The sequence below is a fragment of the Gimesia aquarii genome (assembly GCF_007748175.1).
In the GTDB taxonomy this organism is placed as follows: domain Bacteria; phylum Planctomycetota; class Planctomycetia; order Planctomycetales; family Planctomycetaceae; genus Gimesia; species Gimesia aquarii_A.
The window spans coordinates 418,721-445,221 of record NZ_CP037422.1 but is presented as its reverse complement, the minus strand read 5'-3'; the positions used below and the strand labels follow the sequence as shown (position 1 = coordinate 445,221).

General features: G+C 45.8%; 22 protein-coding genes. 13 read left to right on the top strand and 9 right to left on the bottom strand.

The annotated features are described in order from the left end of the window. Positions 1–62: 62 nt before the first annotated feature. The 7 genes from V202x_RS01800 to V202x_RS01770 all read left to right on the top strand — a co-directional run bounded on the left by V202x_RS01800 (position 63) and on the right by V202x_RS01770 (position 6,119). Positions 63–1,127, top strand: coding sequence for a Gfo/Idh/MocA family protein (locus V202x_RS01800; protein WP_197993171.1), 1,065 nt, complete (start codon positions 63–65; stop codon positions 1,125–1,127). A 198-nt stretch (positions 1,128–1,325) separates the two neighbouring features. Continuing rightward, positions 1,326–2,234: an FAD-dependent thymidylate synthase gene (thyX, locus tag V202x_RS01795; protein ID WP_145170670.1), complete on the top strand. Its 909-nt coding sequence runs from the start codon at positions 1,326–1,328 to the stop codon at positions 2,232–2,234. A gap of 234 nt (positions 2,235–2,468) precedes the next feature. Further along, positions 2,469–2,666: a 30S ribosomal protein S21 gene (gene rpsU, locus V202x_RS01790; protein WP_144980715.1), complete on the top strand. Its 198-nt coding sequence runs from the start codon at positions 2,469–2,471 to the stop codon at positions 2,664–2,666. Between the two features lie 323 nt (positions 2,667–2,989). Beyond that, positions 2,990–3,403, top strand: a complete 414-nt coding sequence (locus V202x_RS01785; protein WP_145170668.1) for a hypothetical protein — start codon at positions 2,990–2,992, stop codon at positions 3,401–3,403. Between the two features lie 988 nt (positions 3,404–4,391). Then, complete coding sequence (locus V202x_RS01780; protein WP_145170666.1) at positions 4,392–5,291, top strand: tetratricopeptide repeat protein; 900 nt, start codon at positions 4,392–4,394, stop codon at positions 5,289–5,291. A gap of 21 nt (positions 5,292–5,312) precedes the next feature. Next, complete coding sequence (locus V202x_RS01775) at positions 5,313–5,630, top strand: DUF6678 family protein (RefSeq protein WP_232098773.1); 318 nt, start codon at positions 5,313–5,315, stop codon at positions 5,628–5,630. Positions 5,631–5,675: 45 nt separating this feature from the next. After that, the gene (locus tag V202x_RS01770; protein WP_145170664.1) at positions 5,676–6,119 is read left to right on the top strand and encodes an SRPBCC family protein; all 444 of its coding nucleotides are present in this window, start codon (positions 5,676–5,678) and stop codon (positions 6,117–6,119) included. 31 nt (positions 6,120–6,150) lie between these two features. On the opposite strand, the gene V202x_RS01765 is transcribed toward V202x_RS01770, so the two are convergent. The 6 genes from V202x_RS01765 to V202x_RS01740 all read right to left on the bottom strand — a co-directional run bounded on the left by V202x_RS01765 (position 6,151) and on the right by V202x_RS01740 (position 13,807). Continuing rightward, positions 6,151–6,708 (bottom strand): hypothetical protein, encoded by a 558-nt coding sequence (locus tag V202x_RS01765; RefSeq protein WP_145170662.1) that lies wholly within the window; start codon positions 6,706–6,708, stop codon positions 6,151–6,153. 146 nt (positions 6,709–6,854) lie between these two features. Further along, positions 6,855–10,367: an ABC transporter permease gene (locus V202x_RS01760; RefSeq protein WP_145170660.1), complete on the bottom strand. Its 3,513-nt coding sequence runs from the start codon at positions 10,365–10,367 to the stop codon at positions 6,855–6,857. Between the two features lie 36 nt (positions 10,368–10,403). Next, positions 10,404–11,096 carry an ABC transporter ATP-binding protein gene (locus V202x_RS01755; protein WP_145170658.1) on the bottom strand — a complete coding sequence of 231 codons (693 nt, stop codon included), beginning with the start codon at positions 11,094–11,096 and terminating at the stop codon, positions 10,404–10,406. Positions 11,097–11,116: 20 nt separating this feature from the next. Next, positions 11,117–11,548 carry an acyl-CoA thioesterase gene (locus tag V202x_RS01750; RefSeq protein WP_145170656.1) on the bottom strand — a complete coding sequence of 144 codons (432 nt, stop codon included), beginning with the start codon at positions 11,546–11,548 and terminating at the stop codon, positions 11,117–11,119. A gap of 16 nt (positions 11,549–11,564) precedes the next feature. After that, a complete protein-coding gene (locus tag V202x_RS01745) occupies positions 11,565–13,571 on the bottom strand; it encodes a sodium:solute symporter family protein (protein WP_145170654.1) in 2,007 nt (668 codons plus the stop codon). Next, positions 13,571–13,807 carry a DUF3311 domain-containing protein gene (locus tag V202x_RS01740; RefSeq protein WP_145170653.1) on the bottom strand — a complete coding sequence of 79 codons (237 nt, stop codon included), beginning with the start codon at positions 13,805–13,807 and terminating at the stop codon, positions 13,571–13,573. Before V202x_RS01740 ends, V202x_RS01745 begins: the two co-directional genes overlap by 1 nt. A 374-nt stretch (positions 13,808–14,181) precedes the next feature. On the opposite strand from V202x_RS01740, the gene V202x_RS01735 reads away from it, so the two are divergent. The 6 genes from V202x_RS01735 (at position 14,182) to V202x_RS01710 (ending at position 20,523) form a co-directional block, all read left to right on the top strand. Continuing rightward, positions 14,182–15,252, top strand: a complete 1,071-nt coding sequence (locus V202x_RS01735; protein WP_145170651.1) for a DUF1080 domain-containing protein — start codon at positions 14,182–14,184, stop codon at positions 15,250–15,252. A 238-nt stretch (positions 15,253–15,490) separates the two neighbouring features. Next, positions 15,491–16,087, top strand: coding sequence for an NfeD family protein (locus tag V202x_RS01730; protein WP_145170649.1), 597 nt, complete (start codon positions 15,491–15,493; stop codon positions 16,085–16,087). Between the two features lie 147 nt (positions 16,088–16,234). Then, entirely contained in the window at positions 16,235–17,287 is a 1,053-nt protein-coding gene (floA, locus tag V202x_RS01725) for a flotillin-like protein FloA (RefSeq protein WP_197993170.1), read from the top strand. 66 nt (positions 17,288–17,353) lie between these two features. Beyond that, positions 17,354–18,055 (top strand): hypothetical protein, encoded by a 702-nt coding sequence (locus V202x_RS01720; protein ID WP_145170647.1) that lies wholly within the window; start codon positions 17,354–17,356, stop codon positions 18,053–18,055. A 65-nt stretch (positions 18,056–18,120) separates the two neighbouring features. Further along, on the top strand, positions 18,121–19,212 hold the full coding sequence (locus V202x_RS01715) for a glycosyltransferase family 4 protein (RefSeq protein ID WP_145170645.1): 1,092 nt from the start codon (positions 18,121–18,123) through the stop codon (positions 19,210–19,212). A 63-nt stretch (positions 19,213–19,275) separates the two neighbouring features. Further along, a complete protein-coding gene (locus V202x_RS01710; protein WP_145170643.1) occupies positions 19,276–20,523 on the top strand; it encodes a CinA family nicotinamide mononucleotide deamidase-related protein in 1,248 nt (415 codons plus the stop codon). Between the two features lie 16 nt (positions 20,524–20,539). Here V202x_RS01710 and V202x_RS01705 read toward each other — a convergent pair whose 3' ends face one another. The 3 genes from V202x_RS01705 to V202x_RS01695 all read right to left on the bottom strand — a co-directional run bounded on the left by V202x_RS01705 (position 20,540) and on the right by V202x_RS01695 (position 26,251). Continuing rightward, positions 20,540–24,277, bottom strand: a complete 3,738-nt coding sequence (locus tag V202x_RS01705; protein ID WP_145170641.1) for a DUF4332 domain-containing protein — start codon at positions 24,275–24,277, stop codon at positions 20,540–20,542. After that, entirely contained in the window at positions 24,274–25,584 is a 1,311-nt protein-coding gene (locus V202x_RS01700; RefSeq protein WP_145170639.1) for an exonuclease SbcCD subunit D, read from the bottom strand. The genes V202x_RS01705 and V202x_RS01700 overlap by 4 nt, the downstream gene beginning before the upstream one ends. Positions 25,585–25,819: 235 nt before the next feature. Beyond that, positions 25,820–26,251, bottom strand: a complete 432-nt coding sequence (locus tag V202x_RS01695) for a response regulator (RefSeq protein WP_232098771.1) — start codon at positions 26,249–26,251, stop codon at positions 25,820–25,822. Between the last annotated feature and the right edge of the window lie 250 nt (positions 26,252–26,501).

Below are 26,501 nucleotides of genomic sequence, written 5' to 3'. Positions count from 1 at the left end.
CCAAAATGAAGAAACTAAATTCATATTGTGTGGCACTTAATGTGAAATTTGTGGAGAAGACAATGCAGGATTTGAAAGTGGGGATTATCGGTGCAGGGGGCATCGCAGCCAAGATGCATCTCCCTGAACTCCAGACGGTGGATGATTGTGAAGTTGTGATGTTAGCCGGCCGCAAACAATCGCGGCTGGATGTGCTCTGTCGAAAGTTCAACGTTCCACGTTCGACTCAGAACTATCAGGAGGTCATCGATGATGACAACATCAATGCGGTTGCCATTGCGTTACCTCATCCGCTGCATGTGGAATGGGGAATCAAAGCCATCAAGGCGGGCAAACATGTCTACATGCAAAAACCGCTGAGCACATCGATGGACGAAGCCGATGCCTTTGTGGAAGAGACTGAGAATCATAACCAGACCGTGCTCGCGCTGCCGTATATGTCGAATCCCCATGTGCTGGCAACCCGCGATTATATTCAAGATCAGAAACTGGGAACCATCTCTTCGGCACAGGCACGTTCAAGTCATGGGGGACCTGAAGTCTACTACGCGGGCATTCAGGAAATTCTCGAAGAGAAACCCACGGATGATCTCTGGTTTTTCGACGCCGATCAAGCAGACGTCGGCGCTCTGTTTGATATGGGTGTGTACGCGATCGCGAATCTGGTCGGCGTGGTGGGGTCTGTGAAATCGATTACCGCTAAACTCAAAACAGTGGCCAAGCCCACGCGTCTGGAAGATACCGCGTCCATGATTCTGGAGTTTGAAAATGGTGCGCTGGGCACAGCACAAACCGGATGGTGTGATGCCGCACGCACATATGAATTTTCCGTGCATGGGACAGCCGGCAAAATTGTAAGTAGTCGGCAGGCGGAATCGTTGCAGTATTTTTATCCCAGTTCCAATGTGGATGAAGACGCTCCCCTCATCGAAGAGACCATCGATTTGTCCCGCTATCCTCATCAGAATTCACATCAGCATTGGGCGACCTGTATTCGGCAGGCAATTCAACCTCCCCTGTCCAATGCCGCAACCGCCAGACATGTCACCGAAATTTTACTGGCGGCTCTGAAATCCTCACGTGAAAACCGGACAGTGGACATTACGTCCCGACTCTCCATGCTTTGACCAGATTCACAAACGGTGTCAATGGTGAGTGAATTTATGGATTTTGGCAGACACACGGGCCGGTAAGGTGTCGTTTGCGTTGTCGGTTGACTATAAATGGCTGTTGAATGTCTGATAGATTTCAAAGGCAGAATGATATCACTGCTGTTGGATTTTAAGCTCAATTGATCTTTTCTATGAATGGTGGGAGTTTCCCCGATGACGGAGCGGTCTGATCTCGTTGAAGAATTGCGCTGGAAAAAGATTCCCGTGCTCAATGACGGGTTTGTGTGTCTGGTAGATGTGATGGGTGATGACAGTTCGATTGTTCAGGCAGCCCGTGTCAGCTATGGAGAGGGAACCAAACGCGTATCAGATGACCGAACTTTGATCCGTTATTTAATGCGACATCGACACAGTACCCCGTTTGAAATGGCCGAACTCAAGTTTCTGGTGCGGGTCCCCATGGATTGCTGGCGACAATGGATTCGTCACCGCACCGCAAACGTCAATGAATACAGCACCCGCTATTCCGTGGCCATCGACTCTGCACAAACAACGCTTCCCGGCGAATGGCGCGCCCAGGCTACCAACAATCGACAGGGCAGTGATGCCCCGCTGCCAGATGAAATTGGTACCAAACTGACGGCGGAAGAAACCGAATTTCAACAGAATGCCCGTGCCGTTTACGAAGCCCGCCTGGAAGCTGGAGTGGCACGAGAGCAGGCCCGCAAAGATTTGCCATTGGCCACGTATACCGAGGCGTACTGGAAAATTGATTTGCATAACCTGATTCATTTTCTCAGTTTGCGCATGGACTCACATGCCCAGTGGGAGATTCAGGAATATTCCCGCGCCATTGGAGAACAGATTGTCAAACCGCTGTTTCCCGTAGTCTGGGAAGCCTTTGAAGATTACCGACAGGGAGCCATGTTCCTGACCCGTCTGGATAAAGGTGTGTTGGAACGTTTGATGGCCTCTGCGGCTGAGAAATCGATGGTCCCCCCTTTTTCCGAAGAAGAGTTCCTTGCGGCTCAGGATGAAACCTGGAAATCGCTCAAACGAAGTCGTGAACGAGATGAATGTCAGTCAAAATTGCAACGATTAGGGATTTTAAGGGCCGAATAGAACTATCCACGCGATCAGTTCTCAGGTTTTTCAGCGAGTATTCTGCTCTTTGACTTTGCAGAAGTAGCCTGTTTTGTTATCTTTATCGTTCCCCACCCAAAAGCGCGAGGTCTGTTGAGTGGACCCGCTTTAGCTAAAAAACGTCTGAATTCTCATCTTCGATGAGACGATGTATATTCAAATGGTTATGTTTACAAACTTTTATTGCAATCAGGAAAAGAAAAGGTGATTTGAGTGGTTAAGCTTCGGTTACGAGAAAACGAATCAATTCAGGAGGCAGTAAAACGGTTCCGTAAGATTGTTGAACACGCTGGTATCAAAAAAGAAATGCGACGTCGAGAATACTACGAAAAGCCCAGCGATGAAAACCGAAGAAATAGACGACGTGCCGAACGCCGCGCACGATTGTCCCGCTTGCAGAACAATCAGTAATCACTGTCAAAATTGACTGAGCGATCAATCAAGAGTGAATCACGCATCCTGAAACAGGATGCGTTTTTTTATGCGCGTCTCAACACAGGTGTCCTGAACCCATTTCTTCAAAAGCAGAAAACATGATATAGGATCGGACCCACGTATCCGACCACAGATAGCAGAGGGCGAACACATGGGTTTGCCCCTTGTATCTTACTGTTGACTGTCTGCAGTTCTTTGTTTTGATATGTAAACCGTAGACAGAGACGGCATGAAAGGATACGTTAAAGTTTCTACTCTATAGAATAAGAATTCTACTACTCGTTTTGGGAGTCCCGGTGATGGCATCTACGGAGACAATGCTCACAAATGAAGAATCAAAACATCCGCTTTATGCTCTGGTTAACACACGGACTGAGGCGATCATTGTGTTCGTATTTCTGATCCTCTTCAGTTTATTATCGTTGGCAACGTTTGTGATTTTATTTCGATCTGAAGTGGGACCTGGGTTAGGTCTCATTCACAGTTCTGTAGAAATGCGAATCTTTTTTATGCCTCTGCTTCGAGCCCTGGGAGCAATTTTTTTAGCCTTGGACTTGCGTCAGTATCTTCTGAGCCTGGGCGCCATACAACGTAACGAAAGCGATGCACAAGAAAAGTTAATTAAAGCGCTACGCTCCGGGTGGACCACACTCTCAGTCATTGCTTTGCTGGCCATGGCCTATGCCGCCTGGTCATTTTTACCAGCTCCTTAATATGATTTCAGGCAATTACATATGGTTATGCGCCATATACCCAGCCTAAATAATGAACCAACAGTCATCACCAAACAGACCCATTGATACGAGTGGTGTTATTACTCTACTAGTTGATTCTCTCTGTGCACTGACCGATTTTCAGTTCGAGTTGCTGGGCGCTATTTCGTATCATGTTTCCAGGCTAATTTAGTCAGATTGATCTGCAGCAGCTGGTAAGTACTTTCGCGTTCTTCTGCGGTCATGGCTTTGAAATTCGTTTTTCATGGGAAGATCCGTCATGTATGTGTTTCGCTTCATTACATTCATAACCTTGTTTTTGAGTTGGTTACATCATGCAGGATGGCGCGGGGCGGTCAACAGAAACTTTTGCGCGTTATTGTCTGAGATGTGGTTCAGAATTGAGACTTTGTGTTACTTGAACTATCGGAAAGTGTGCTCAAAGCGAGCAACTGCATACGAGACAGCGGGAACCGGTTCCTGTTGTTCCAGTGAAAAGCTGGAAAAAACCGGTCATTTGATAGTGAAGAACAGGAAGTTAAGCGCGATGTGCAGTATTCAGAAAAAACCACCTCGCGCGCGCGACGCAGAAACAGGGAGTTTCGTGAAAGGCGCGAGAGTGTCAAGTACAAATAATTCACTGAAAATCAAGGAGAAAATGGAATGAGAAGATTCCCGAAAAAGTCAAGCTTTTTTTCTCGTGAATGAAGGCACTCACTGCATGTGTAGTGATGTAGTTACTCCCGTAGATCAAAATTTGACATATAAATTAACATTGGCTTAAATGAATCTAAGAATGTTACAATCAATCACACAGTGAGAAATACTATTTCTATCCCAGATCAAACAAATAAAGAAACCCATATTCAATCAAGCTCAGTCCAACCAATTATGGAATGATGAAAGGTGCGGCGTTGTGAGTAATCGAAGTCTTGCCATGAGTGGAAGTAGACTGACGGCAGAAGAGGCGGCATCACTAGAAAAACAAGTGAATCAGGAGCCTCGCGATATTAACTCTCGTACCAAGCTCCTAGGTTACTATTTTCACAAACAACTTGAAGACCCCTCTATGCAAAAAGCACATCAAGAAAGCGTCTTGTGGTTAATACAGAACGCACCAGAATCTGAAATTCTGGCACTCCCTTTCGGATTGCTCTTCGCAAAAATAAATGCAGTCGGTTACTCACAAGGCAAGAATGCTTGGATAGATCAACTGAAACTAGATCCCGAAAATTTGCAGCTACTTGAAAACGCAGCAAAATTTTTCATGCTAACAGATCCAGAACTGGCAGAAGAATCACTGCTAAAGGCACAGTCTCTTGATAAGAACAATCCAAAATGGTCTGCTGAGCTAGGACAACTTTATTCGCTGAACATCATAAAAAAGTCTGGTAACAATGAACGTGCTGAAGCTAAAAGAGCGCTGGACCAGCTAGAAATTTCCTACAATCTATCGTCAGGTATAGAACAGGCTGCACTCCTTGCACAACTCGCTAATGCAGCCATGGCAGCTCAAGAAACTACAAAAGCCAAGGAGTACGCTGAAATCATGCTGAGCAAGGACGGCTCCGATTGGAATAGTGGAGATAATATTCATCATGGTAACATTACTCTCGGAAGAATTGCATTCGCCGCTGGTGATGTTAAAACAGCGAAGGAACATTTGTTGAAAGCTGGAAATACTTCAGGTTCACCACAACTCAATTCCTTCGGTCCCAATATGTCGTTAGCGAAAGAATTGCTTCAGGAAGGTGAGAAAGATGTGGTTCTCAAATACCTGGTGCTTTGTGCAAAATTCTGGGAGTCGGGAAAAGACCGTTTGGAGAAATGGCTGATCACTGTTAAAGAGGGAAGGATTCCAGAATCCTGGCATAAACCACGACCATGAAGTTGCAAAGGAGAACGGATAGTGCAATCTGTTATGAACAACACTAAGTGGCGTGAATTGCAAATGGCGATGTATGGGATCAAAGATTTTTGTCCAAGGTGGCGCACGCGTTGTCTTGAAAATGGCTATCTTGCGTCTTGGGACGGTGAATGGTTTTACCATTTTTCTGAGCAAGGTTATGACTGGATTGAATGGGTAGAAATCAAAACAGAGAATGCCGAAGAGGATTCAATTGTTCTCTCAGAATTGAAAAGAATCCATGTCCCCGGTCATCGAACGGAACATGGATTCAAAGTTTATGGGTATGTAAAAGAAGGTCAACCTGTTAATTATTTATAACTCTTGTGGTAACTGATATAGGACATTTTTCGCAGAGATTATGCTATGACTCGAACGACTATGACGCGAACCATTGATGCACCATTGGAAGACGTTTTCAACACCGTTGCTGACATCAGTCAGTATTCCGAAGCGGTTCCGCATATTGTTAAGATTGAGTTTCTGACGGAATCTAAAACAGGCGTTGGAACTCGCTTTCGTGAAACGCGACTCATGAAGGGCAAAGAAGCAGCGACCGAATTAGAAGTCACCGAGTACGTCGAAAATGATCGTGTGCGGATGGTGGCCGACAGTCATGGGACTGTGTGGGATTCGCTTTTTACAGTCAGATCAGAAAATGGAAAAACGAATTTAACCCTGATCATGGAGGCCAGGGCTTACAAGTTCCTGCCGCGATTGATGAACCCACTCATCAAAGGCATGGTTGCGAAAGCTGTGGGGATGGATATGGATATGGTCAAAGCGCACTGTGAAAATCAACAAAAATAAAAGGATTCAGACTTTGTTGAAACCGATACCATTAACTGGTCCCCGCGTCGTTGGCGACAGGGTCAGCCGCTTTCTCTTCTACGGCCGGAGGCGTCTGGGGTTTGTCGACCGGCTTGTAGATCATGACCATCCCTGCTCCGGCTGCGGCCAGGATCAGTCCCAGAAAAAATCGCAGATCAGGCAGCGTTTTTGTAGGATGGAAAATGGTAATTGTGGCGATGGTATTGATGATGGGAGCACCGGCAAACACAAGTGGCGCTACATAAATGGCGGCCCCTTTTCCACCTGTCGTCACCGCAAAAATCACACACAGCGCGCCGATGGCACCGGCAGTCCCCGCGGCGATGCCCCACATGATCGGACCAAAATTAAAGTTGGGAATTCCTTTAACCGTTGGATCTTTACCCAGTACAAAAATGAAGAACGCCGGAATCAAAACGGCAACCAGAAAATAGGCGACCCCCACAAACAAAAACGCTCTCAGATTACTGTGCAACTTCTGGGCAGCGACGTGAACCAGAGGAACATAAACACCCCAGGACAGCGCAGCACCCGCGACAAACAATAATACAACAGCCCATTTCGACATTATTAAAACTCCTGAGATTGTGAAAGGAGAGAGCGTTTCGAATCGTAATAAAGAGAGATCATCATGATAGTAACTTTATAGATCTCCTTCACCTGACAACCACAAAATTTTGTATGAAACAGTAAAAAGCGACTCTGTACAAACTCTTATTGCGCCCGCAAGGTAGCCAAAATAGGTGCCCTGATGGCATCAACGACAGCCAGTAATGCGGCGAGCATACCTGTGATAAGCACCGCTAAGAGAATCAAGATTCCACTTTCCCAGGGAAGATCGGCGCCTGTTGAGAGCAGATGTGGCAGCATTGCTAATAATGCCGAGACGGTTCCAGAAACGAGACCCCAGATTAATAGAAAAGCATTTTCTGAAAGTACAATCAACGCAACATTGCCGCCTGTCATTCCGACCGCTCGTAACAATGCCAATTCGCTTCGTCGTTCTACGACATTGCGCAGCATTACAGTTGCCAGCCCCAGGGTACCCAAAAGCAATCCCAGGCCTCCTAATGTCTGAAAGGTAGAGAGGTAGGTATTTTGAACAGCCAGAAAATCTGCCAGGCGATTGGCAACAAGATCGGCATCGAATCCATACTCGGTTAAACCTGTTTCGAGAACACTCGATAGTTGCGAAGCTTGCTGAGGCGGAACTTCAATCAAAAAATATTGGAACCCCGCCTGTTCAGGAAAGAGTTTTTGAAAGTGTTCTTCCGAGATCAACAACACCCCTTGAAAAATACTACCATCAAACATGCCTTTGATTTTTAATTTGTGTTCGGGCCGTTCGTCGGAAGGAATCCCTACTGTCGTTCCAATTCCTTTATGCAGGCTATACATTAACGTATTCATATCACCCAGGGCGGGAATCGAGCCATCGTCCTGTTTTTCATTCAACAATTCCCAGGGATTTTTTCCGGGGGTGTCTGCGAACTTAAAGCCGCCTCGTTCGATCAATTCTTGAGGCACTCCCAATATGGTGGGAACACTCGTTTGATAAATATTCAGGCAGCTTGCATTTTCTCCCGGTTTGACACGAAAGGGAATGACTTTCATCTCGCTCAATAATTGTTGTGTCGATTCATCATCGGGAATGTTGATTAGAGTTTTCGCGCGGCCTTCGGAAGTATTCAAATCAAAGATCAAAGGAGACGTTGATTCTGCAACGAGCGTAAAGCCACCATTCCCCGAATTGAGTTCCGGAGTCTCAACAGCCGGGTTACGATGTCCGGCAGCAACGGAGACTAACACAAACGTTGCTGATGCGATCAACGCTGTGGTTAAAACACTACGCTGTCGAAACCGACCGGCATTTCGAATTCCCAGTTTGATTAAGGCTCCTGTACCTCTGCCTTGAATTGGGATTGCCGATTCGATTCGCAGTCTGCTTGATAAAAAGGAGAGGCTGGATACCAATGCGAGCGTTCCTACCAGAAAGAAGGAAACTGTCTGCAAAGAGAAACCGGAAAAAGCTTCTGTTTGTGGAATGAGCCCGGAGACGGTCGCCAGTATCAAAACCAATGCCAGTCCGAAAGTAATTTTATAGAGATATCCAATACGTCGAGCATCTTTGGCGCTGTCTGACTCAGGCGAGTTGACACCGGAAAGCAGGCTACGTATCGAGAGCCGTTTCAGTTCTGCCATCGCGCGCCAGGTAACAAATGCGGAACACAAAACGGAAATCAGAATTCCTACGCCAAGGCTGGTGACCGTCAAATGCAGAAACAGGAAGCGTGTCCCAATCGCACCGATCCACCAGGTTTTCAAGCCATACAGCATCAACGAGGCATATCCGATGGCCGCGATGATTCCCAACACTCCCCCTAACAGAATCACTGCTAATGCTTCTTTGAAGACGACTTGTTTAACTTGTTGCGGAGTAAATCCAATTGCCGCTAAGAGTCCGATGGAGGAAACACGACGGTCAATTCCCAATTTGAATAACAGACGGATTAAAATAATGGCTGACAGGATGATGAAAAAGCTGAAGCCAATAAACAGTCCCGTGAAGTCAGTTGTCCCACTGGCAGCCATCAAACCAAAAAACTTGATGGGCTGAACCGTAAGTCCTGTTTTAAAAACATCGATCTTTGTGAGGAGTTCTGTTCCAAATCTGTCTGCTGTTTCTTTCAGTGAGCTGTCGGGCAAAGGGCTCACCCGCAGGGATGTCAGATTACCATAACGACTGTTCCATAATGTTTGCGCTGTTTCCAAAGCAACAAACGCTTTGGGGGTCGCTTTATATTTGTCCCAGTACGCTTCATCTCGTTCCGTGACCCGGTCCAACTTCATGGGGAAGGGTTGCTTCCAATCACCGAACGTATCCGCATCGGTAATGCCTTCCATATCAGGTGTCAGTTTTCGGTCAGCAGCGGGAGTTCCATCGAGGGTCACAATTCCACGAACGATAAACGCCTTTTCGACTTCCGGGAGTTCTCCTCGCGAGCCAACCACGTGATAGGTCATGCGAATGGAATCGCCGACTTTCGCTTTCAAATCGTCCGCCAACCATTGATTGAGAACAATTTCATTTTCTTTGAGAGGAAGCTTTGGTTTTTCACCTTTAAATACGAAGGGCCCAAAGGGCGCCTTTTCTGAAAAGTCGACACCGGCGACAACAGAATACATCGAGAATCGCGGCTTTTGATTTTCCTCTTTTTGCTGGGGATGACTGATTTCGTTCGCAATGTAAACCATCACCGGGGATTGATCCAGATGCAAACTATTTGCTGCTTCGAGGCCCGCCTGCTCAATTTGCGGATCCAGAATCATCTGCTCGCTTTCCAGCGAGAGATAGTGAAATGGTTCATTCGGAACGATTTTGAGATTCAAATCTTCAAGCGTCAATACGCTTTTCAACGCAGTATCCAAGTCTTGTGCCGTCTGTAATGCTTCGAACGATCTACCTGCTGTTTCAGTGTCTGAACTGAAAAACAAAGAATTCACTCGACCGGGTCGTGATTCTGGGTTACGACGCGAAGGTTTGATTTCATCCAGATCCAAAGCAGCCTGAAGTGTTTTTAATGAAAGAAACAGGTCCAGCGGCAGTTGCTGGTTAGGCAGTAGAGCCAGTCGTCCTGCTTTGGATGTTTCTGTAAGAATATCTTTGACCGTGAGAGTGATTTCGACCGACTGTTCTTCTCGCTCACCTAACAGGGAATCACGGGGGATGGCAGAGGGGAGTTCAATCCAGAGTGTGATTTCATCACCGACTGAAGCCTCTAATTGTTGTGCCACCCGTGCATTGAGTATGGCCTCGTCTCCCGTAGGAGACGGCATCTCTGTTTCATGATCCAGCAGAGACCAGAGACGTTCGTCAGTGCCAAAGATATTGACTTGGCCCACACGCAGGTGCTGATCTTTGTTGTTTTTCTCAAGACTGCCTCTAAGTACGAGCGCGGGAGCAATCGTCTTGATGTCAGCTGGTAGTTTTGCTGAGTTTTTGAGATCCGTAGCCAGTTGCTCGCGAAAGAAACGATGGCCGGAGACGACATAATCGATTTCACCCAATCGATCGAGTGTCATCTGTCTTAAGCTGCCTCGAACCGAATCACCAACGATCAAAGCTCCTCCAATGACAGCAGTAGCAGCAATGACTCCCAACAAGACGGCCAAATTTGTGCGCCAGTAATACAACAGGCTTTTGATAACAAATCGGGCTTGATTCATGGAACAAACTCTTATCGATGATTTCTAATGGGACGTTCAGTTGGTCTCCGAAACCAGCAGACCGTCACGTAATTCCAGATGTTTGGGAAACAATGTCGCCAGTTCGCGACTATGAGTCACGCAGATTAAGATCGTACTTTGCTCCTGATTAATTTCGAGCAGTAAATTGCCAATGGACTCTGCATTTTTGCGGTCGAGATTTCCCGTTGGTTCATCTGCTAATAACAAACGTGGATTGTTAATCAGTGCCCGGCAGACGGCGACACGTTGTCGTTCGCCTCCTGAGATTTGTGCGGGTCGATGATGCATGCGATCGTGCAGGCCCACTCGTTCCAGCAGATGTTTGGCACGATCTTCTGCTTCATTGGTCGTTCCCTGGTGAACCATCGTCGGGATCAAAACGTTTTCCAGAACCGAAAACTGAGGCATCAAGTGATGATCCTGAAAGATGAATCCGACATTCTGATTACGAAATTCAGCCTGCTGACTGGCATTAAGTTCAAATGGGTTTTGACCGAATTGAATGACTTCTCCTGAAGTGGGTGTATCGAGAACTCCCAGAATATAGAGCAACGTGCTTTTCCCTGAACCAGATGGCCCAGTGATCGCCAGTGCTTCGCCTTCATTGAGAGCAAAGTTCACTCCGGCGAGAATCGGCAATGACTCTGTAGCGATTGAAAATGCTTTGGTTAACTCGCGAACAATTAATGGCGCGTGGGAGTCATTCATCTTGGTTCTTGTCAAACAAACTATTCAGGGTGATCTTGGGAGTCTTCGATTTTCTTTTGAATCCACTCCGGAATTTCAATCGATTGCATAGGATTACCTCGCGTGAAATGACAACAGACCGTTTTCATTCGCCCTTTGGCAACCTTGGTTTGATCTCGCCAGAATTCGTATCCGATCGTCAGTGATTTTACACCGAGACGTTCCACAAACAAACGAATTTCAAGTTGATCACCATAATAAACGGGTGACTCAAACGAACATTTTGCTGAGACACGAGGCCAGCCCATGACAGAGCCATCCTGCTGAGTATCTACAATCGTCAAGCCCAGAGAGCGAAAATATTCGTGCTCGGCCTGTTCCATATACTTATAGAAGTTAGAAAAGTGGACAATCCCCGCCATGTCCGTTTCGTGAAATTCAACACGACGAGTTGTTTTAAAAGTACAGGACATGTAAAGCTCAACGGTTTTAGTCTTCAGGGAAGAAACGAACCAGCGTTTCTTTGCTGGGCGGCTTAGTCACTAAGGAAACCAGGATCATAGCCGTTGCGGAAGCAACGACCATCGTGGCAACAGGCATCATCCCCAGAAAAGTATAGTTGGGTTTTAAGGCATAATCGGCTTCTTTAAACAAATACAACCAGGAACCAATGGCAACCAGAATTCCCGCATACGCGCCCGGTTTTGTAAGTCTTTTCCAGTAGACAGCCGCAAAAATAATCGGGAACAAACTGGAAAATCCACTGAAACACCAGACCCCCAATGTAAAGACGCGCCGCGGTTCCAACAAGCTGCATCCATAGGTAATGGCTACCACTGAAATAATAAAGAGCCGCGCTAACAAGACAACCTGTTTATCGGAAAAACGATCTTTTCCACCATAATGGACGACAATATCTTCTGTAAACATGGTACCAATACACAAGAACTGACTGTCCAGAGACGACATGATCGCTGCCAGAATGCCGGCGGTTAAGAAACCTGCCAATACGGGCGAAGTCATCTTTTTCACCATTGCCGCCAGAACCGCATTCGCGGGGAAGTGAGGTGGAAACATCGGCGCGCCATTCAAAGTCGCAGAGGTAGCCCAGACACCTACCAGAACACAGGGAACCCATACGATCATGATAAAGAGTGGATGTGCAACCACAGGTAGTTTGAATGTCGAAGCACTTCGAGCCGTGAGCCAATGTTGAAACAAGTGAGGAAACATACCGACCGAAAGGGGTACGAAGAAATAGGTAAAGAACACCAGCTTACTCATGGGGTGAGGAGCATCTGGTGCCCAATTACTGGCCCGATAAACGCCGAGTGCTTTTTTAATCGTCCACTTTTTTCCTTTGGAAGGATCATTCGGATCCAGATCCTGGTTGGGATGCCCCACCTTATCGGCAAAAATCAACATCGCCTTCTCTTTTTCCGCATTGGCTTTACGAGGATACTCCCGTAGGTCATGGTGCGACATCAACCCCATTTTCCATTTTTCAGGAAACGGATCCGGCATCACTCGATCATCCTGCTTCAACAGGGCCTTGTTGACTTGCTCACTTGTGAGATCATATAAATTATTTTTACTGGCATAGATCGCTTCCGCTACTGTTTGCCAGTTAGGCATCCGTGGCTTGAATTCTTTGTACGCCTCTGCTTTTTGCTCAGGAGTCAGTGTAAGCGTTTTCAAAACACGTCGGGCATAGTTATATTTGGCGATTAACGTCCAACGTTTATAATTTTCGGCATATCGTTCACGATCTTTCGGGTCGACAGCCCGCATCAGTTTGGAAGGGTTCTTTTCCAGCACCGCATGACTGGCAGCATCGAGACCACCAAGTTTATTCGAAATCACGAAAAAAGTGACGACTCCCAGAACCATAAATACCAAGGTCTGAAAAGTATTCGCCCAGGCGGTTCCACGCATCCCCCCAAAAAAGACATAGATTAGAACGACCATACTAATCACAAGAGAACCAAGCCAGGGAGGGATCCCATAATCGTAGGCAGCAAAAGAGCTCTCGAACGCGCCTTCGGTAATGCTGCTGATGACCACCCCGGATGCCATCACCCCGATCAATAAATAGGGGATCACTAAGCCTACCAGAACCGGAAACAGAATGATTCCAATGCGATCACTCTCTAGTCGATCACGGAAAAATTGAATCTGAGTGGTATAACCATGTTTGTGCCCCCAGGACCAGAGTTTAATTCCCAGGAGAAAGAAACAAAGCGAGTGAATGATACCACTGGATGACGCCAGCATACCGTAAACGCCGACACCCTCTTTGTAAGCTTCACCACTTGAACCAACCAACGCAAAGGCCGTCATCGTGGTACCGAATATAGACATCAATAATAGAAAGGGACCAATCGAGTGACTGGCCAGCATGTAGTCTTTACTGGTCCCTCTAAACAACCGGCTTGAAAACAGACCCAGACACAGCAGTAAACTCAAATAGATTCCAATGATGACTAACTGTGTCATTATTCTGTTTCTCCTGTTTCCTGGGCAGGGGCGTCCTGAGCAATTTCTTCGAGATGATGTGGCCAGGCAAATTTTGTCGCGAGAAACCAGACAATGGCAGCCCCAACAGAAATCCCCGCTTGATACAACAGGGTAATGGGCATGAATCCCAAGATGAGTCTTTTGTCATCCCATAACCAGTTATCCTGGTGAAGGATGATCAGCACAACAACCAATCCATAAATGGCGTATCTCATAAGTCATCTTTTCTAAATTGACAGAGTCTTTATTACAGGCGGGTTTGCAAATGCCAGATGATAGCTGGGCTTTGGCGGGATGTAGGACCTGACAGCCCTAGTGATTCGCACTGAAAACCCATTGTGACAAATTTTCCAGGGTCTCACAACGAAACGGTTAGAATTGTGGCAAGAAACTAGCTAGATCCACTTGAAAAGATCGCGGAAGCGCTAATTTCTGTTAACAGAATTACTGTTCAGCAGATTTGAGCCTTTTTTGAAACTTCATACATAAATTCCAGACTTGCAAATGGTGGACGCCCTCTCCAGAATGGTGGCTTACGCAAAATTATTGACCTGTTCTAATTAAGTCTTTTAGAGAGGATAGGATGTTGATGTTCCGTCTTGTAGTTATCTGTTTTTTCTGTGTTTCCAGTTTCATGTCGTCCGAAGTATGGGCTCAAGCCAAGAAAGGTGACAAAAAATTTGCGATCCTGGACATCAACAAAGTAGATGAAGATTTTCATTTTCAAGGCGAATACTATGGCTTGATTGGTACAAACTGCTCCTGGTGTGGGGAGTGTGCGATGGGGCTGCAAGTGGTTGCCCGTGGAGAAGGGAAATTTATCGCATCCCTCTACAACGGAGGACTTCCCGGGAATGGCTGGGATCACTCTGAAAGAAGCGAGTTAGAAGGCACACGCAACGGGGATGAGCTCACTTTGAGAGGAGATCAATTCCAGATTGAAGTGAAAAAAGGAGGCGTGGCGGTTGTACAAGATCAAGCCGGGCATCGACTCGGTCAACTTTCCAAATACAAACGAACGAGCATCACACTTGGCGCAAAACCACCGGCCAATGCAACCGTTTTGTTTGATGGATCGTCTGTTGAGCACTTCAAAAATGGCAAGATTACGGACGAAGGCCTGCTGAGTGTCGGCACAGAACTTAAAAAGAAATATCGCAGTTTTCGTCTGCACCTTGAGTTCCGATTACCTTATATGCCCTATGCCACAGGGCAGGCTCGAAGTAATAGCGGTATCTATTTACAAAGTCGTTATGAAGTCCAGGTTCTTGATTCGTTCGGACTGGAGGGAGTCGAAAACGAATGTGGAGGGCTTTATAAACAAAAGCGTGCCGATGTGAATATGTGTTTTCCGCCCCTTTCATGGCAGACATACGACATTGCTTTTGTCGCACCTCGATTTAATGATGCCGGCAAAAAAATCAAAAACGCCTACATTACTGTATTACACAATGGCGTTCCCATTCATCAAGATTATTCGATTATTGCGAAAACAGGAGGGGGCAAGCAGGAAGGGGCCGAGCTATTCCCGATCAAGCTTCAGGACCACAGTAACCCGGTTCGTTTTCGAAATATCTGGATCGTTGATCTCAGCGACCAGCCCGATCCTGAATATTGTTTTCCCTGCCAATCACGGCTTTGTGAAGGCAGTTGCTATTAGAGAAACACCTGACAGGTGTGGCTCTAACTCGACCCCAAAAATTGAGATAAGACATTCCGAGACCGATATTTGTGTTCGCGTCTTGCCTTGTTTTTTAAAGCAGCTACAATAGGAATGCCGTTACTTAAAGTGCTGTCGACACTAGGCATGCGCTGAGAGAGTCATATTTGATTCATTCCAGTTGTTGTACTTTGTCTGGTCAAGACAAACTGGAGAGGAACAACACAGGGAAAATCTGATGGATTATTCATTTATCGCAATTCTCGCATTAGCAGTTACTTTAATGCTGTTTGTCGCTGAGATTTTCGTTCCCTCTGCAGGACTGATCGCTGTACTGGCACTTTTATGCCTGGCTGCATCAGTTTGGTCTGCCTGGATGGCCTGGTGGGATACAAGCCCTTCTATCTGGTGGACTTATATTGCCAGTGTTTTAATATTAATTCCCTCCACTCTGGGTTTTGCCGTCAAATTCTTCCCTAATACAACCTGGGGCAAAAAAATCATTCATGAGGTTCCCACACTGGAAGAAGTGACTGGCTTTCGAGAAGAAACTGAACATCTGCGTTCACTGATCGGGAAAATCGGGAAAACTCAAACTCTTTTGAACCCCAGCGGGTTTGTACTCGTTGATAATGAGAGACTTAATTGTGAGAGTCAGGGAATGATTATTGATCCTCAGGTGGATGTAGAAATAATCGCTGTGGAAGGCGCAAGACTGGTGGTGAAAGTGGCAAAACAAACCTTGGCTGAGCCTCCTCAATCAGATTCTGAAAAACCTCCATTTGATGACACAGTCGCAAACGACACTCTCGATTTCGAAGTTCCTGAAAGCTAATTATTCGAGTAGTCTCTAGCCGGCTTTCAGAAATTACTTTACAATTAGAAAATACAAATACAGGAAATAATTTGGTTTTCACAGACTGATTCCACTGGCTGACAAGAACACATGGATATCCTTTATTCTTAGGACAGGAATGCAACTATGAGCGCCTTGAACATTCTGGCTGCCGACAACAGCTCAACAATCGCCTGGATAGTGGGAGTCGTAATTTTTCTCGGTGTGCTGGTATTTTTTGCTGTCTTCGCCCGATTTGCTGGATTGTGGGTTCAATGTAAGATGACGAATGCCAAAATTTCATTTCCGAATCTGGTGATGATGACTATTCGTAAAGTGAATCCGACGATTATCGTCCGCAGTAAAATTATGGCCATACAGTCGGGCATCACTCGACACTACGATATTTCCACACGGGACCTGGAAGCCCATTATCTGGCGGGTGGAAATGTGCCTAATGTAATTCGCGCCCTCATTGCTTCTCAGCGAGCCAAGATTGAACTCGATTGGCAGGCTGCTCAGGCCATTGATCTGGCAGGAAGAGATATCCTGGATGCGGTTCGAACGAGCGTCTATCCTAAAGTCATTGATTGCCCCGACCCACGAAAAAATAATAGTACGTTAGACGCAGTGGCCGGCGATGGAATTCAGTTAAATGTGCGTGCCAGAGTGACCGTACGAACTAATCTAAAACAATTAGTCGGTGGTGCCACAGAAGAAACCGTGATCGCCCGTGTAGGACAGGGCATTGTGCAGGCTATAGGTTCAACGGAAACTTATAAAGATGTTCTTGAGAACCCAGACAAAATTTCACAGATTGTGTTGGATGAAGGTCTTGAAAAACAAACGGCTTACACAATCGTTTCGATTGATATTGCTGACATTGATGTCGGCGAGAATATTGGAGCACGCTTACAGGCGGACCATGCGGAAGCAGAAATGCGTGTTGCTCAAGCGAAAGCGGAGCAACGACGTGCTGATCAACAGGCTCGCGAACAGGAAATGGTGGCGCTCACTCAAGAAAATCGTGCACAAGTTGTTCTGGCGGAAGCCAAAGTACCGGAAGCAATTGCGCAATCATTTCGTTCGAAAAAAATCGGTTTGATTGATTATTACGAGCTGAAGAATATTCAGGCCGATACCAAAATGAGAGACACGATCGGAACCCCCGAAAGAGAAGTTACCGCGACCCCACAATAATTGATCAGGGGGGTTATCTCCCTAAATGTGAGCCGTGAGATGAGAATGAAAGACCGAGGTTAACTTATGGGTGCTCCCCTTTTCGCAGCCGACATTATTGGAATTCTCTTTGGGATCCTCTTTCTAGTGATCAGTGCGGTGAGCGCCATCAGCAACATTGCCAAGGAAAAGAACAAGCCACAGCCCGGCAAGATCAAACAAAAAGCGGCACTCCAGAATGAATTAGAAAAATTTCTGCAAGAGGCCATTAATCCCAAGCAGCAGAAAAAACAGAAACCTGTGGAAGTCGATTTTTTTGAAGAGGATGATTTCGAAATTGCGGCTCCCGTCCAACAAGCGCCTCAACGCCGCAGGCGTCAACAAAACAAGTCACAGCCTCAACGCAGGCAGTCTCAACAGGCCAGACAAAAGATGCAGCCTGTTAATAAACCAGTCGAGGCATCCAACGACTCTCAAAAATCACTTCGCGAGCGTGCCGAACTTGAAGCGCGTAAGCGACAAGAGCGTCTGGGAGGATCTGTGCGTGAGCGCATTCAAGAGAAACAGCAAACTCACGTCCAGACAAGCATACAAACAAATATCGGTGGAAACGTCAACAAGCATCTCTCAGAGAAATTTGGTTCCCTATCTGATGAACCCAAAAGGCGTGCTACCAAACGGTCGGAAGTGAAAATTAACCGATCTTTAATAAAAAATCCGAAGTCATTACGGCAAGCAATTATATTGAATGAAATTCTTTCCCCTCCTATAGCACTTCGTCGTTCCTAATTGTGGTCTTGTTCCAGGTTGTTGCTTTGATTTTGTCTTTCAGAAATCAAAGTTGAGAAAAGAGAATGAGTAAAGCAGATTCTCCTATTGAAGTATTGTTGTTTGCCAGCCCCTTTGAGGTTAGAGGTACTTCCGCTTATACACTGCGCTTAGCCCAATATATCACAGACTACGGGATTCAACCTCGTATCGTTTGTCCTGATGCGACAAAAATTGACCCTAGTATGCGGTTGAAGTTAGACATTGCAGAGTATCGGAACTTGAATGTTCCCTTGCTGGGACAACTTGTATTACGACTGGTAAAACAGGAACTGTTAAAGCACCCACCAGATTTAATTCATATCCAGTCTCGACATGTGCTTCCTCAAGGGCAGTGGCTTGCCAGACAGATCAAACGTCCTTTTCTTCTCACGGTTAACGACTACTTACAAAGCGACGAACGGCTGCGAATCGATATGCGCTGGTGCCGAGGAATTATCACTGTAAGCGATTCTGTCAAAAAAGATTTACTTGCTCGGACTGGTTTACCAGAAGACTCTGTTTTAGTCATACCCAGCGGTGTAGATGTTCCCGACCATGCTGAGCTCGCACCTGTTTTCTCTCAAGACCATCAACCCGTGATTGGTACAGCCGGACCATTAGAAGCAATTAAAGGACTCCCCTATTTCCTGGGAGCAGCCAGCCGAGTCTTGACCGTCAATCCGAATGTGCAGTTTTTGATCTCTGGTGCTGGTCCCGAAGAAGGTAACTTGCGTTACTTAGCGCGCGATTTAGAAATATCAGAAAACGTCACTTTTGTTCCTAATCTCTATGACTTTTCGATTTCACTGGCTGCCATGGATATGTTCTGTCTAGCCTCGCTCAGGCAGGGCCTGGGAACGATCATGCTGGAAGCAATGGCATTAGCAAAACCGGTGATTGCGACCGGCGTTGGAGGAATCTATTCCGTCATTCGAGACGGGGAAACTGGATTAGTGGTTCCACCTTCAAATAGTGAAGCACTCTCAAACAGCATCCTCAAACTTCTGGAAGACCCCCTTAAAGCCCGGAGGATGGGTGAGGCGGCTCGAGAATTAGTCAGACATGATTTTCATGTGAAAACGATGGTCGAAAGAACAGTCGAGCAATATAAACTGGCGCTACCAATTGCGTCTTGACCAATTGCAATATAGACTTCATTCCTTAGGATCACGCCGATTTTCTCCATACGGGAAGAATTAATGCGAGCAGAAATTATTGCCATCGGTAGCGAACTGACAAATGGAGAAAAGCTGGATACCAATAGCCAATGGTTAAGTACGCAATTAGCTGCGATCGGAATCTCGACACACTTCCATTCCACAATCGCTGATCATATCGATGAAATTGTTGATCAACTCCGAGTTGCCACGCAACGCTCTGACGTGGTATTGATCACGGGAGGACTAGGACCAACATTGGATGATCTGACACGGCAGGCGATGGCCGAATTAATGGATGTCGATCTGATTTTGGATGAAAACTCTCTCCGAGTTATTGAAAACATGTTTCAAAAGCGCTATCGCGAGATGCCTGAACGAAATCGGATTCAAGCCATGTTTCCCAAAGGTTCTGAACCAATCCAGAATCTACATGGAACTGCCCCGGGAATCTGGATGGTTGTCCCACACATAGATTCAAAAACAAATTGCTGTATCGCGGCGCTGCCGGGCGTCCCTTCAGAAATGAAACCGATGTTTCATCAGTCTGTTTTGCCCCGTCTCACCCAAGGATCGAATGTAATTCGATTTGTTCGTATTAACTGTTTTGGTGTCGGGGAATCGAAAACAGAAGAACTTCTGGGAGAGATTACCAGTCGGGGGCGGGACCCGGAGGTTGGAATCACAGCACATGAGGCGACAATCACATTACGAATCAAAGCCGTTGGTGAGTCTGTTGAGGTTTGTGAACAGAAAATTGCTGAGACAGATGCCATCATTCATGAGCGACTGGGAGACTACATTTATGGCTATGAAGATGAAGAACTAGAGCATGTCGTTGTGACCATGCTCAATGAACAACATCTCTCTCTGGCGACTAGTGAGTGCGGTACCGGAGGACTGCTGTCTTACCGTTTGACGGACGTCGCAGGCTCAAATGGTTGCTATGCAGGAGGCATGATTTTCGCAAAACACAACCTTTCCAGTCTGCAACCGAATCAAGCGGAAGACAACCATTCTGCATTTAATGCTGATGCAGCCATTACACTGGCCAAGAAAACGCAACAGCAACATGCCTGTGATTTTGCGATTTCAATTGTTTTAGATATCGATCAATCCTGGCAAGATACGGAAAATGTTCCACAGGCTTTTGTAGCTCTCGTTGCTGATGGAATTGAGTTAGTAGAAGAGATTGGCTTAACAGTGAATCGAGCGATTGCCAAAAGTCGAGTCACAAAAGTAGCACTCAATTTACTAAGAAGGCATCTGATTTCAACTATAAAGAAATAAAAATGTTTGAGACTCGCTATGCGGCCTTTAGCTCTCGTGCCTTCTGAGCCCAGAGAATCCAATTAGAGACTTCCTTAAAATTCGGTTTTTTGCCGTTACGAATAATTCTTCGCCCTGCATTCGTTTTGATAAACGATTTCACTCTTCCGAAGAGTACCTGGGGTGAAGTATGGGCGATTGTTTCCGGTTCAAAAAATCCACAGGAGACCAATATTTGAGCGTCATGACCTCGTAGTCCGGGAATACAACAAGCAAGCTTGGCCTGCTTTTTCCATTCGCGGATCGTATTTTGGTTGATATGCGAAACCTTTAATTTCTTAGAGACTACTTCTGGATTACATTCTAGAAAATCGTTGACCGTTAAAATGTCAATTTTTCCCAGTCGATTTGCAGTTTTGACGCCAATGGAAGGTGCTTCCTCGACAGGCATGGAACGATCTAAATAGAACGGCGGAATGAGTTGACTGTGAACGGTCGAGGAAGCATGCGAGTGGTCCCTACGGTAGTCTCGCCTGCCTAATAAAGACTCTCGTTCTTTTTTTTGTTCAGTCTCGTCATTTTGAGGAGGAAACTGGTTCGGAGAATTTGCTGATTGTGAGCTTGAGTCCGGTAACCTGACTGGAGGACAACCGTGTTCTTCAAACAATCGGGCCAAATGCAGATGGCAGGTAAATAACAAAAATTGCTGCCCTTTCTTTGCAACAGTATTTAATGTTTCTATCGCAGCGACTGTCCGACTTTGATCGAAATTCACAAGTACATCATCCAGAATCATAGGTAGTTCAACACCGTTATTTCGAAAGCGTTCTACCATTGCCAGCCGGATCGCCAAAAACAGTTGCTCTCGCGTTCCACTACTGAGTTTACTGACAGTTAATGTTTGCCCCTGTTGATCGTCAATTTTGGGAAACTGTTCTCCCAAAGGAGTCCAAATGTTTTTGTATTTCCCATTGGTTAATTGACTAAGGTATTCAGAAGCGATTGCAAGGGTCTCAGGCTGGCAGTTGCGTTCGTATTCTGAACGCAACTTACTCAAACCTACCGAGGAAGCTTCAGCCGAAAACCATTTTTCACTAGCCTGTCGGATTTGTTCAAGAATCTGTTCCCGCTCAAAACGTAAATGGGCGGAACTACGGTCGTTTTTAGCGTTCTGATAATCCTGTTTCAGGCGTCCCATATTTTCCGCAGTTGTCACCAGATCACTTTCAATGTCTTCCAGTTCTAAATTCAGCATTTCCAGATGCTCAGCATTTTCATCTGAATTAAAATCCATAAGATCTTCTTCAACTATCGCAAGCTCGTTTTCGGATCGACTGGCCTTTTCCAATTCGGCTTGTGCATCTTCCAGTACACTCTCAAGCTGAATGCGTTCTTCGAGTGAAACGGCTCGTTGGATAAACTCGTCTCGATTTGCCGCTCCCCCACGGATTAATAATCTCGAGCATTTGTGATTTAGTTCTTCGAGTTTTAATTCCAGAACATCTGATTCCTGGGATATTTTTTGCTCTTCTTTACGCAAGCGAGTCAGTTCTTTTTGATGTTCAGCGAACGTTTCAATCTCGGACTCCCATTGGGAAACCACTTCGAATGGTTTGTCAAACTCGTGCTGATTGCGCCCCATACGCTGCCCCAGGTCATGTACACGAGAGGAATAGGCATTGATAATTTCACCCAGGGGCTGGATACGTTTTTTTTCCTGCTGAAATTGATCAGCGTGTAAATGAACGTTAGAAACATGCTGCCACATCTGAAATGCTTCATTGATTTTCAGTGTCTCAGTTAATCCTAGTTCTTTGAGACATTCACACCATTCATGCCGTTTGCTGCTAAACTCTCGTTGAATTTCTTGAGAACGGTTTCTCAATTTCACCAGTAACTGGCGTGTTTTCTGTGTCTGTTCTTGTGCTACTTTCAACTGCTCCAGTTCACCGATCTTTAAAGCCAGTCCATGCAGCAAATCCGCACGAAGAATGTTTTCATCGTTGAAATTCAACTCGGGGATATTCTCTCGATATCGGTCAGTCGTCAGCGAATGCCCTTCGGTAATGAGCTTTAAGGAAAAATATTCATCTTCCAGCAGGCGTTCGATCTCCTGTCGCGTTTCTCTTAGATGAACGTCTAAGGCCCAACTCTTATCCTGCAAATCCTCTACTTGATCATCGACATCGACTTCAAAATGTTTTTTGATCGCCCATGTCGTTCCACCCAGAAACAATCCCGTGAGACAGTAAATCAAGCCGATGTAAATAACATCGGTTACTCCGCGCCAAGCACCAGCAATGAGTAACAGTATTCCAGCTAGTGCAAAACCGAAAAGCGTTTTTTTGGCCCAACTGGGAATCCGGGAATGTGTTTGGAGCCGCGCCAACTGCTCTTTGACGGCTTCTTGTCGAATGATGCATTCTGACTCACGCATCCGTAACTGGCTAAGACGTTCCAGATGTTTCATTCGTTCGCGTGCTTTCTGCAATTCTTCATCGATCGAATGCCCATTTAATAATCGATTCGATTGTTCCTGAAGGTGAGCTAGCGTTTGCTGGTATTTTCGCGAAACTTTTTTGTATCGCTGATGTGTATTCTTGCGTTTTCTTAACGCGATCCGATACTGATGCGCGGCATCGATGAGGCGTTGGTTGTTGTCGGGGGTCGTTTTAATATGACTGATCTCGTCAAGAGTCTGATTCGGGCCGAGATATTTTTGTAATGTGAGTTCAGCATCACGTGCCCGGGTTTCTCCTGCTTTGTACTGGCGTTCCAGATCGATGATCCAGTTTTTCTGATCAACCAGACTTTGTATGTTTGGCGCGAAGTTGAGCAGGTCGTTGTCAATTTTATTTTGTTCTGCTTCTGCACTTACTCGTTTCAGATCCACCTTTAGTTCGGTCAATTTTTCTTTAATCTGTTTTAATTCCCGATCGTAATCATTCAGCAGTGCGACGCCATCTTCTGGAAAGTCGTTGACGACTGGAAGTTGTCTCAATTTCTGATGCAGCGTTTGTACTTCCTGCCATGGCTTCCAGATACGGTCGAGAAATCGATGCCCTCGAATTTGATATTGTAGACCTTCTCTCCGTTTTTTAAGACTGTCTGATTCCGTGCATAGCATTTGCAAATCATCGGACAGACTGAAGAATCGCTGTGTTTGCTGCTCTAAGTCAGCAAGTTTCGCGTTCACATCATCAAGTTTTTGATAAAGATCGACCAGCTTTCCGGTCTTGAAGTCGGGACTCAAGAGTTGCTGCCTTGATCTCACTACCTCGCTGGAAGCATCAAGTATCGCCTGGCCTTCTGGTCCCAAAGAGAGTCCATAAATATGTTGAGCAACTTGATCGCCGTGTAGTGTTCCCAGCTCCTGCAATTCATTTAAGCCAATCGCAAATACATTTTCGAATACGCTTTCATTTACACCAGCATGCAGAGAGGCGAGCAGGTCCTGGTTCGAGAGCCCCCGCGTTTCTCCTTGAAATGAAAAGTGACCTCTATCTCTGGAATTCGTCTGACGACGAATTTCGTAGACTTGTCCTTTATGTTTAATATCCAGTAAGGCAGACCAATGAGTCGAATCTGGTACACGTGACTGCTCACGAATTCCCTCAGTCTGAAATCCATAAAGGACACTGCGAATCATTCGCATTAAAGTCGATTTACCCGTTTCATTGGGTCCATAAAAAACGTTAACCCCTGCGTTGAAGGGCGCAAGGTTCAGATCATTCCAATTTCCAAATTCGTCGATATGGATTCTGGTGATTTTCATAAGTGCACTTCCTCATCCGAAGAGATGTTAAGCCAATTGTGTCCGTTTCGGATGGCTGTATTAAAGATACGTTGCTCATTCATATTCTGAATCATTGACTCCATGCGGCGTGACCAGGTCTGGTCAAGATGCGCAACATGTGTGACTAATTGTTTCAGTGGTGTGTCTGTATCTGTTTGGAATGCTTCAAGCTGATCATGATAACGTTTTACTAAAGATGCTGACCTGCTGGTGAGTTTCGCAGTATCGGCTTGCAGTTCAAAGCATTGTTCAATTCGAACAGGCAGGTGGTCTCTGAGTTCGCTCGCGATTTCTAAACCTAAATCACTTTGATTCTCGGCTATATTCAGAGACTGAAATAGCTCGCCTGAGCCATCCCATTGCCAACGCACCATCCAGACTTTTTCAAAAACAGCATTTTGATAAGAAAAGAGAGCTTCGCGCATAAGATGCTTGAGTTGTTTTCGGGAGCATTCTGGATCTATCTGTAATTCGATCACTAACCAGCGAACGGTGGCGAGATTCAACAAGTGAAGTTCCAACTGCTCTTCTGGTTTGATTGTGACTAAAGTAACACCATTATTATCGCTTTCGTTGAAATTCAGTCCCTGAGCTACGCCGGGATGGTGAGCAATGCCTGGTTGCATTTCAAACGTATGCCGCTGAGTTCCTTTACACAATGCAATGTAATCAAAACTGACTTCTTCAAATTGATCCGATACAACTTGCGAGGGTGAGTGCTCTAATTCACAATCATGATCAGTCTTTTCCTCTGTTACCTTGGCGGGAAGAATACCAATGGAAATGGCGCGTTGATCGTGCTGATTGAACAGTTGATTTCTCTGATTCAGCTTTAAGGATTGCTCTGTTTTGTAATGAGCGGATTCCAGAACCTGCAACGTCGCGATGGTTTCATCAGCACGCATGATGTCAATAATGTCGTGATCATGCGGCGAGAGAAATGTGACGTTGCCTGGCCAATGAAATTGAGAGTGCCAGACACTCAGCGGATCGTGCTGACCTGGAAGGATAAAGACCTGAATGTTTTCAGATGCCAGTTGCTGCAAACCTTCTACGAATGAAATTTTAGCGCGAATGCTGTGATCTTCTTCGATCAAGGTATTACCTGTCAGCAACAGAAAATCAATTTCATGTTCGAGAGCAGCCTTAATCACCTGCTCGAAGGTTGTCAGCGTACAATCTTCGAGAATCATTTGTGATTCGCTGTCAACCTTCCCTATCCCCTGTGGTTGATGGTCAAGATGCAGGTTACTTGCGTGAATGAACCGGGTCGGTACGAATGACATGGCAGACTCCTTTCCGCCGCACAACCTCTTCAATTGGTGATCTGCATTACTACATTCAATGCAGGATTCAGGCGTGCTGTTAAGAAATATTTTTCGGACTGGAAGTGTACTTCACCAGCTAGTTTATGGAAAGTCGAGTCTATGGGAAAAGTGAGTAGACGCTATCGGGAACAAAGATCAAAGGAGGGAAATGCGAGGTGGTAGAAAAATGGCTTCAGACCAGAGAGCAACCAATCTAATTTCCTAACCAGGAAGGAATATCAGGATCTTGGTAAGTGTCTACCAAAGCGTGAGATACCGTCGTCACTAACTCCTGCCGTTTGACTGGTTTAGACAGAACATCATAAGCATTTGCAGCGGTGGCATCCTGTCGCAGTTCATCGGTTGCATCAGCCGTGATAAGAATACAGGGTAAGATGGCGTTGATCTCTTTCATGATCCGCACCGCTTCCAATCCTGTTAAAACGTCCATGTGCATGTCGAGCAAAACGATGTCGACCTGCCCATGTTCCACAAGTTCCACAGCCTCTTCTCCTGATTCCGCTTCAAATAACTTGAAATAGGGATTCAGGAGTTCTTTCAGGACATCACGGAAACCAGGGTCATCATCAGCGATCAGTAATTGATAAGGAGTCTGAGATTTGGCAATGACCATAATTGATCTCATCAAATAATTTCGGAAGGCTAATACACCAGGAGAAGCTTGTACTAAGCCTAGCCTAAAAATCAACTCGTGCAAATATCGATTCGATACCTCTAAGATAAGCAAATCAGATACCATTGTCAGGCTTAAATATACGAGTCATTGTAAGTCTTATGTTTTAAATACGTTAAATCAAACACTGACTGATGGACGTTTCATTTCTGACTGTGATACGACCTATTTTTCAGTAAACAAAGCACAATCGCTGTCAAAA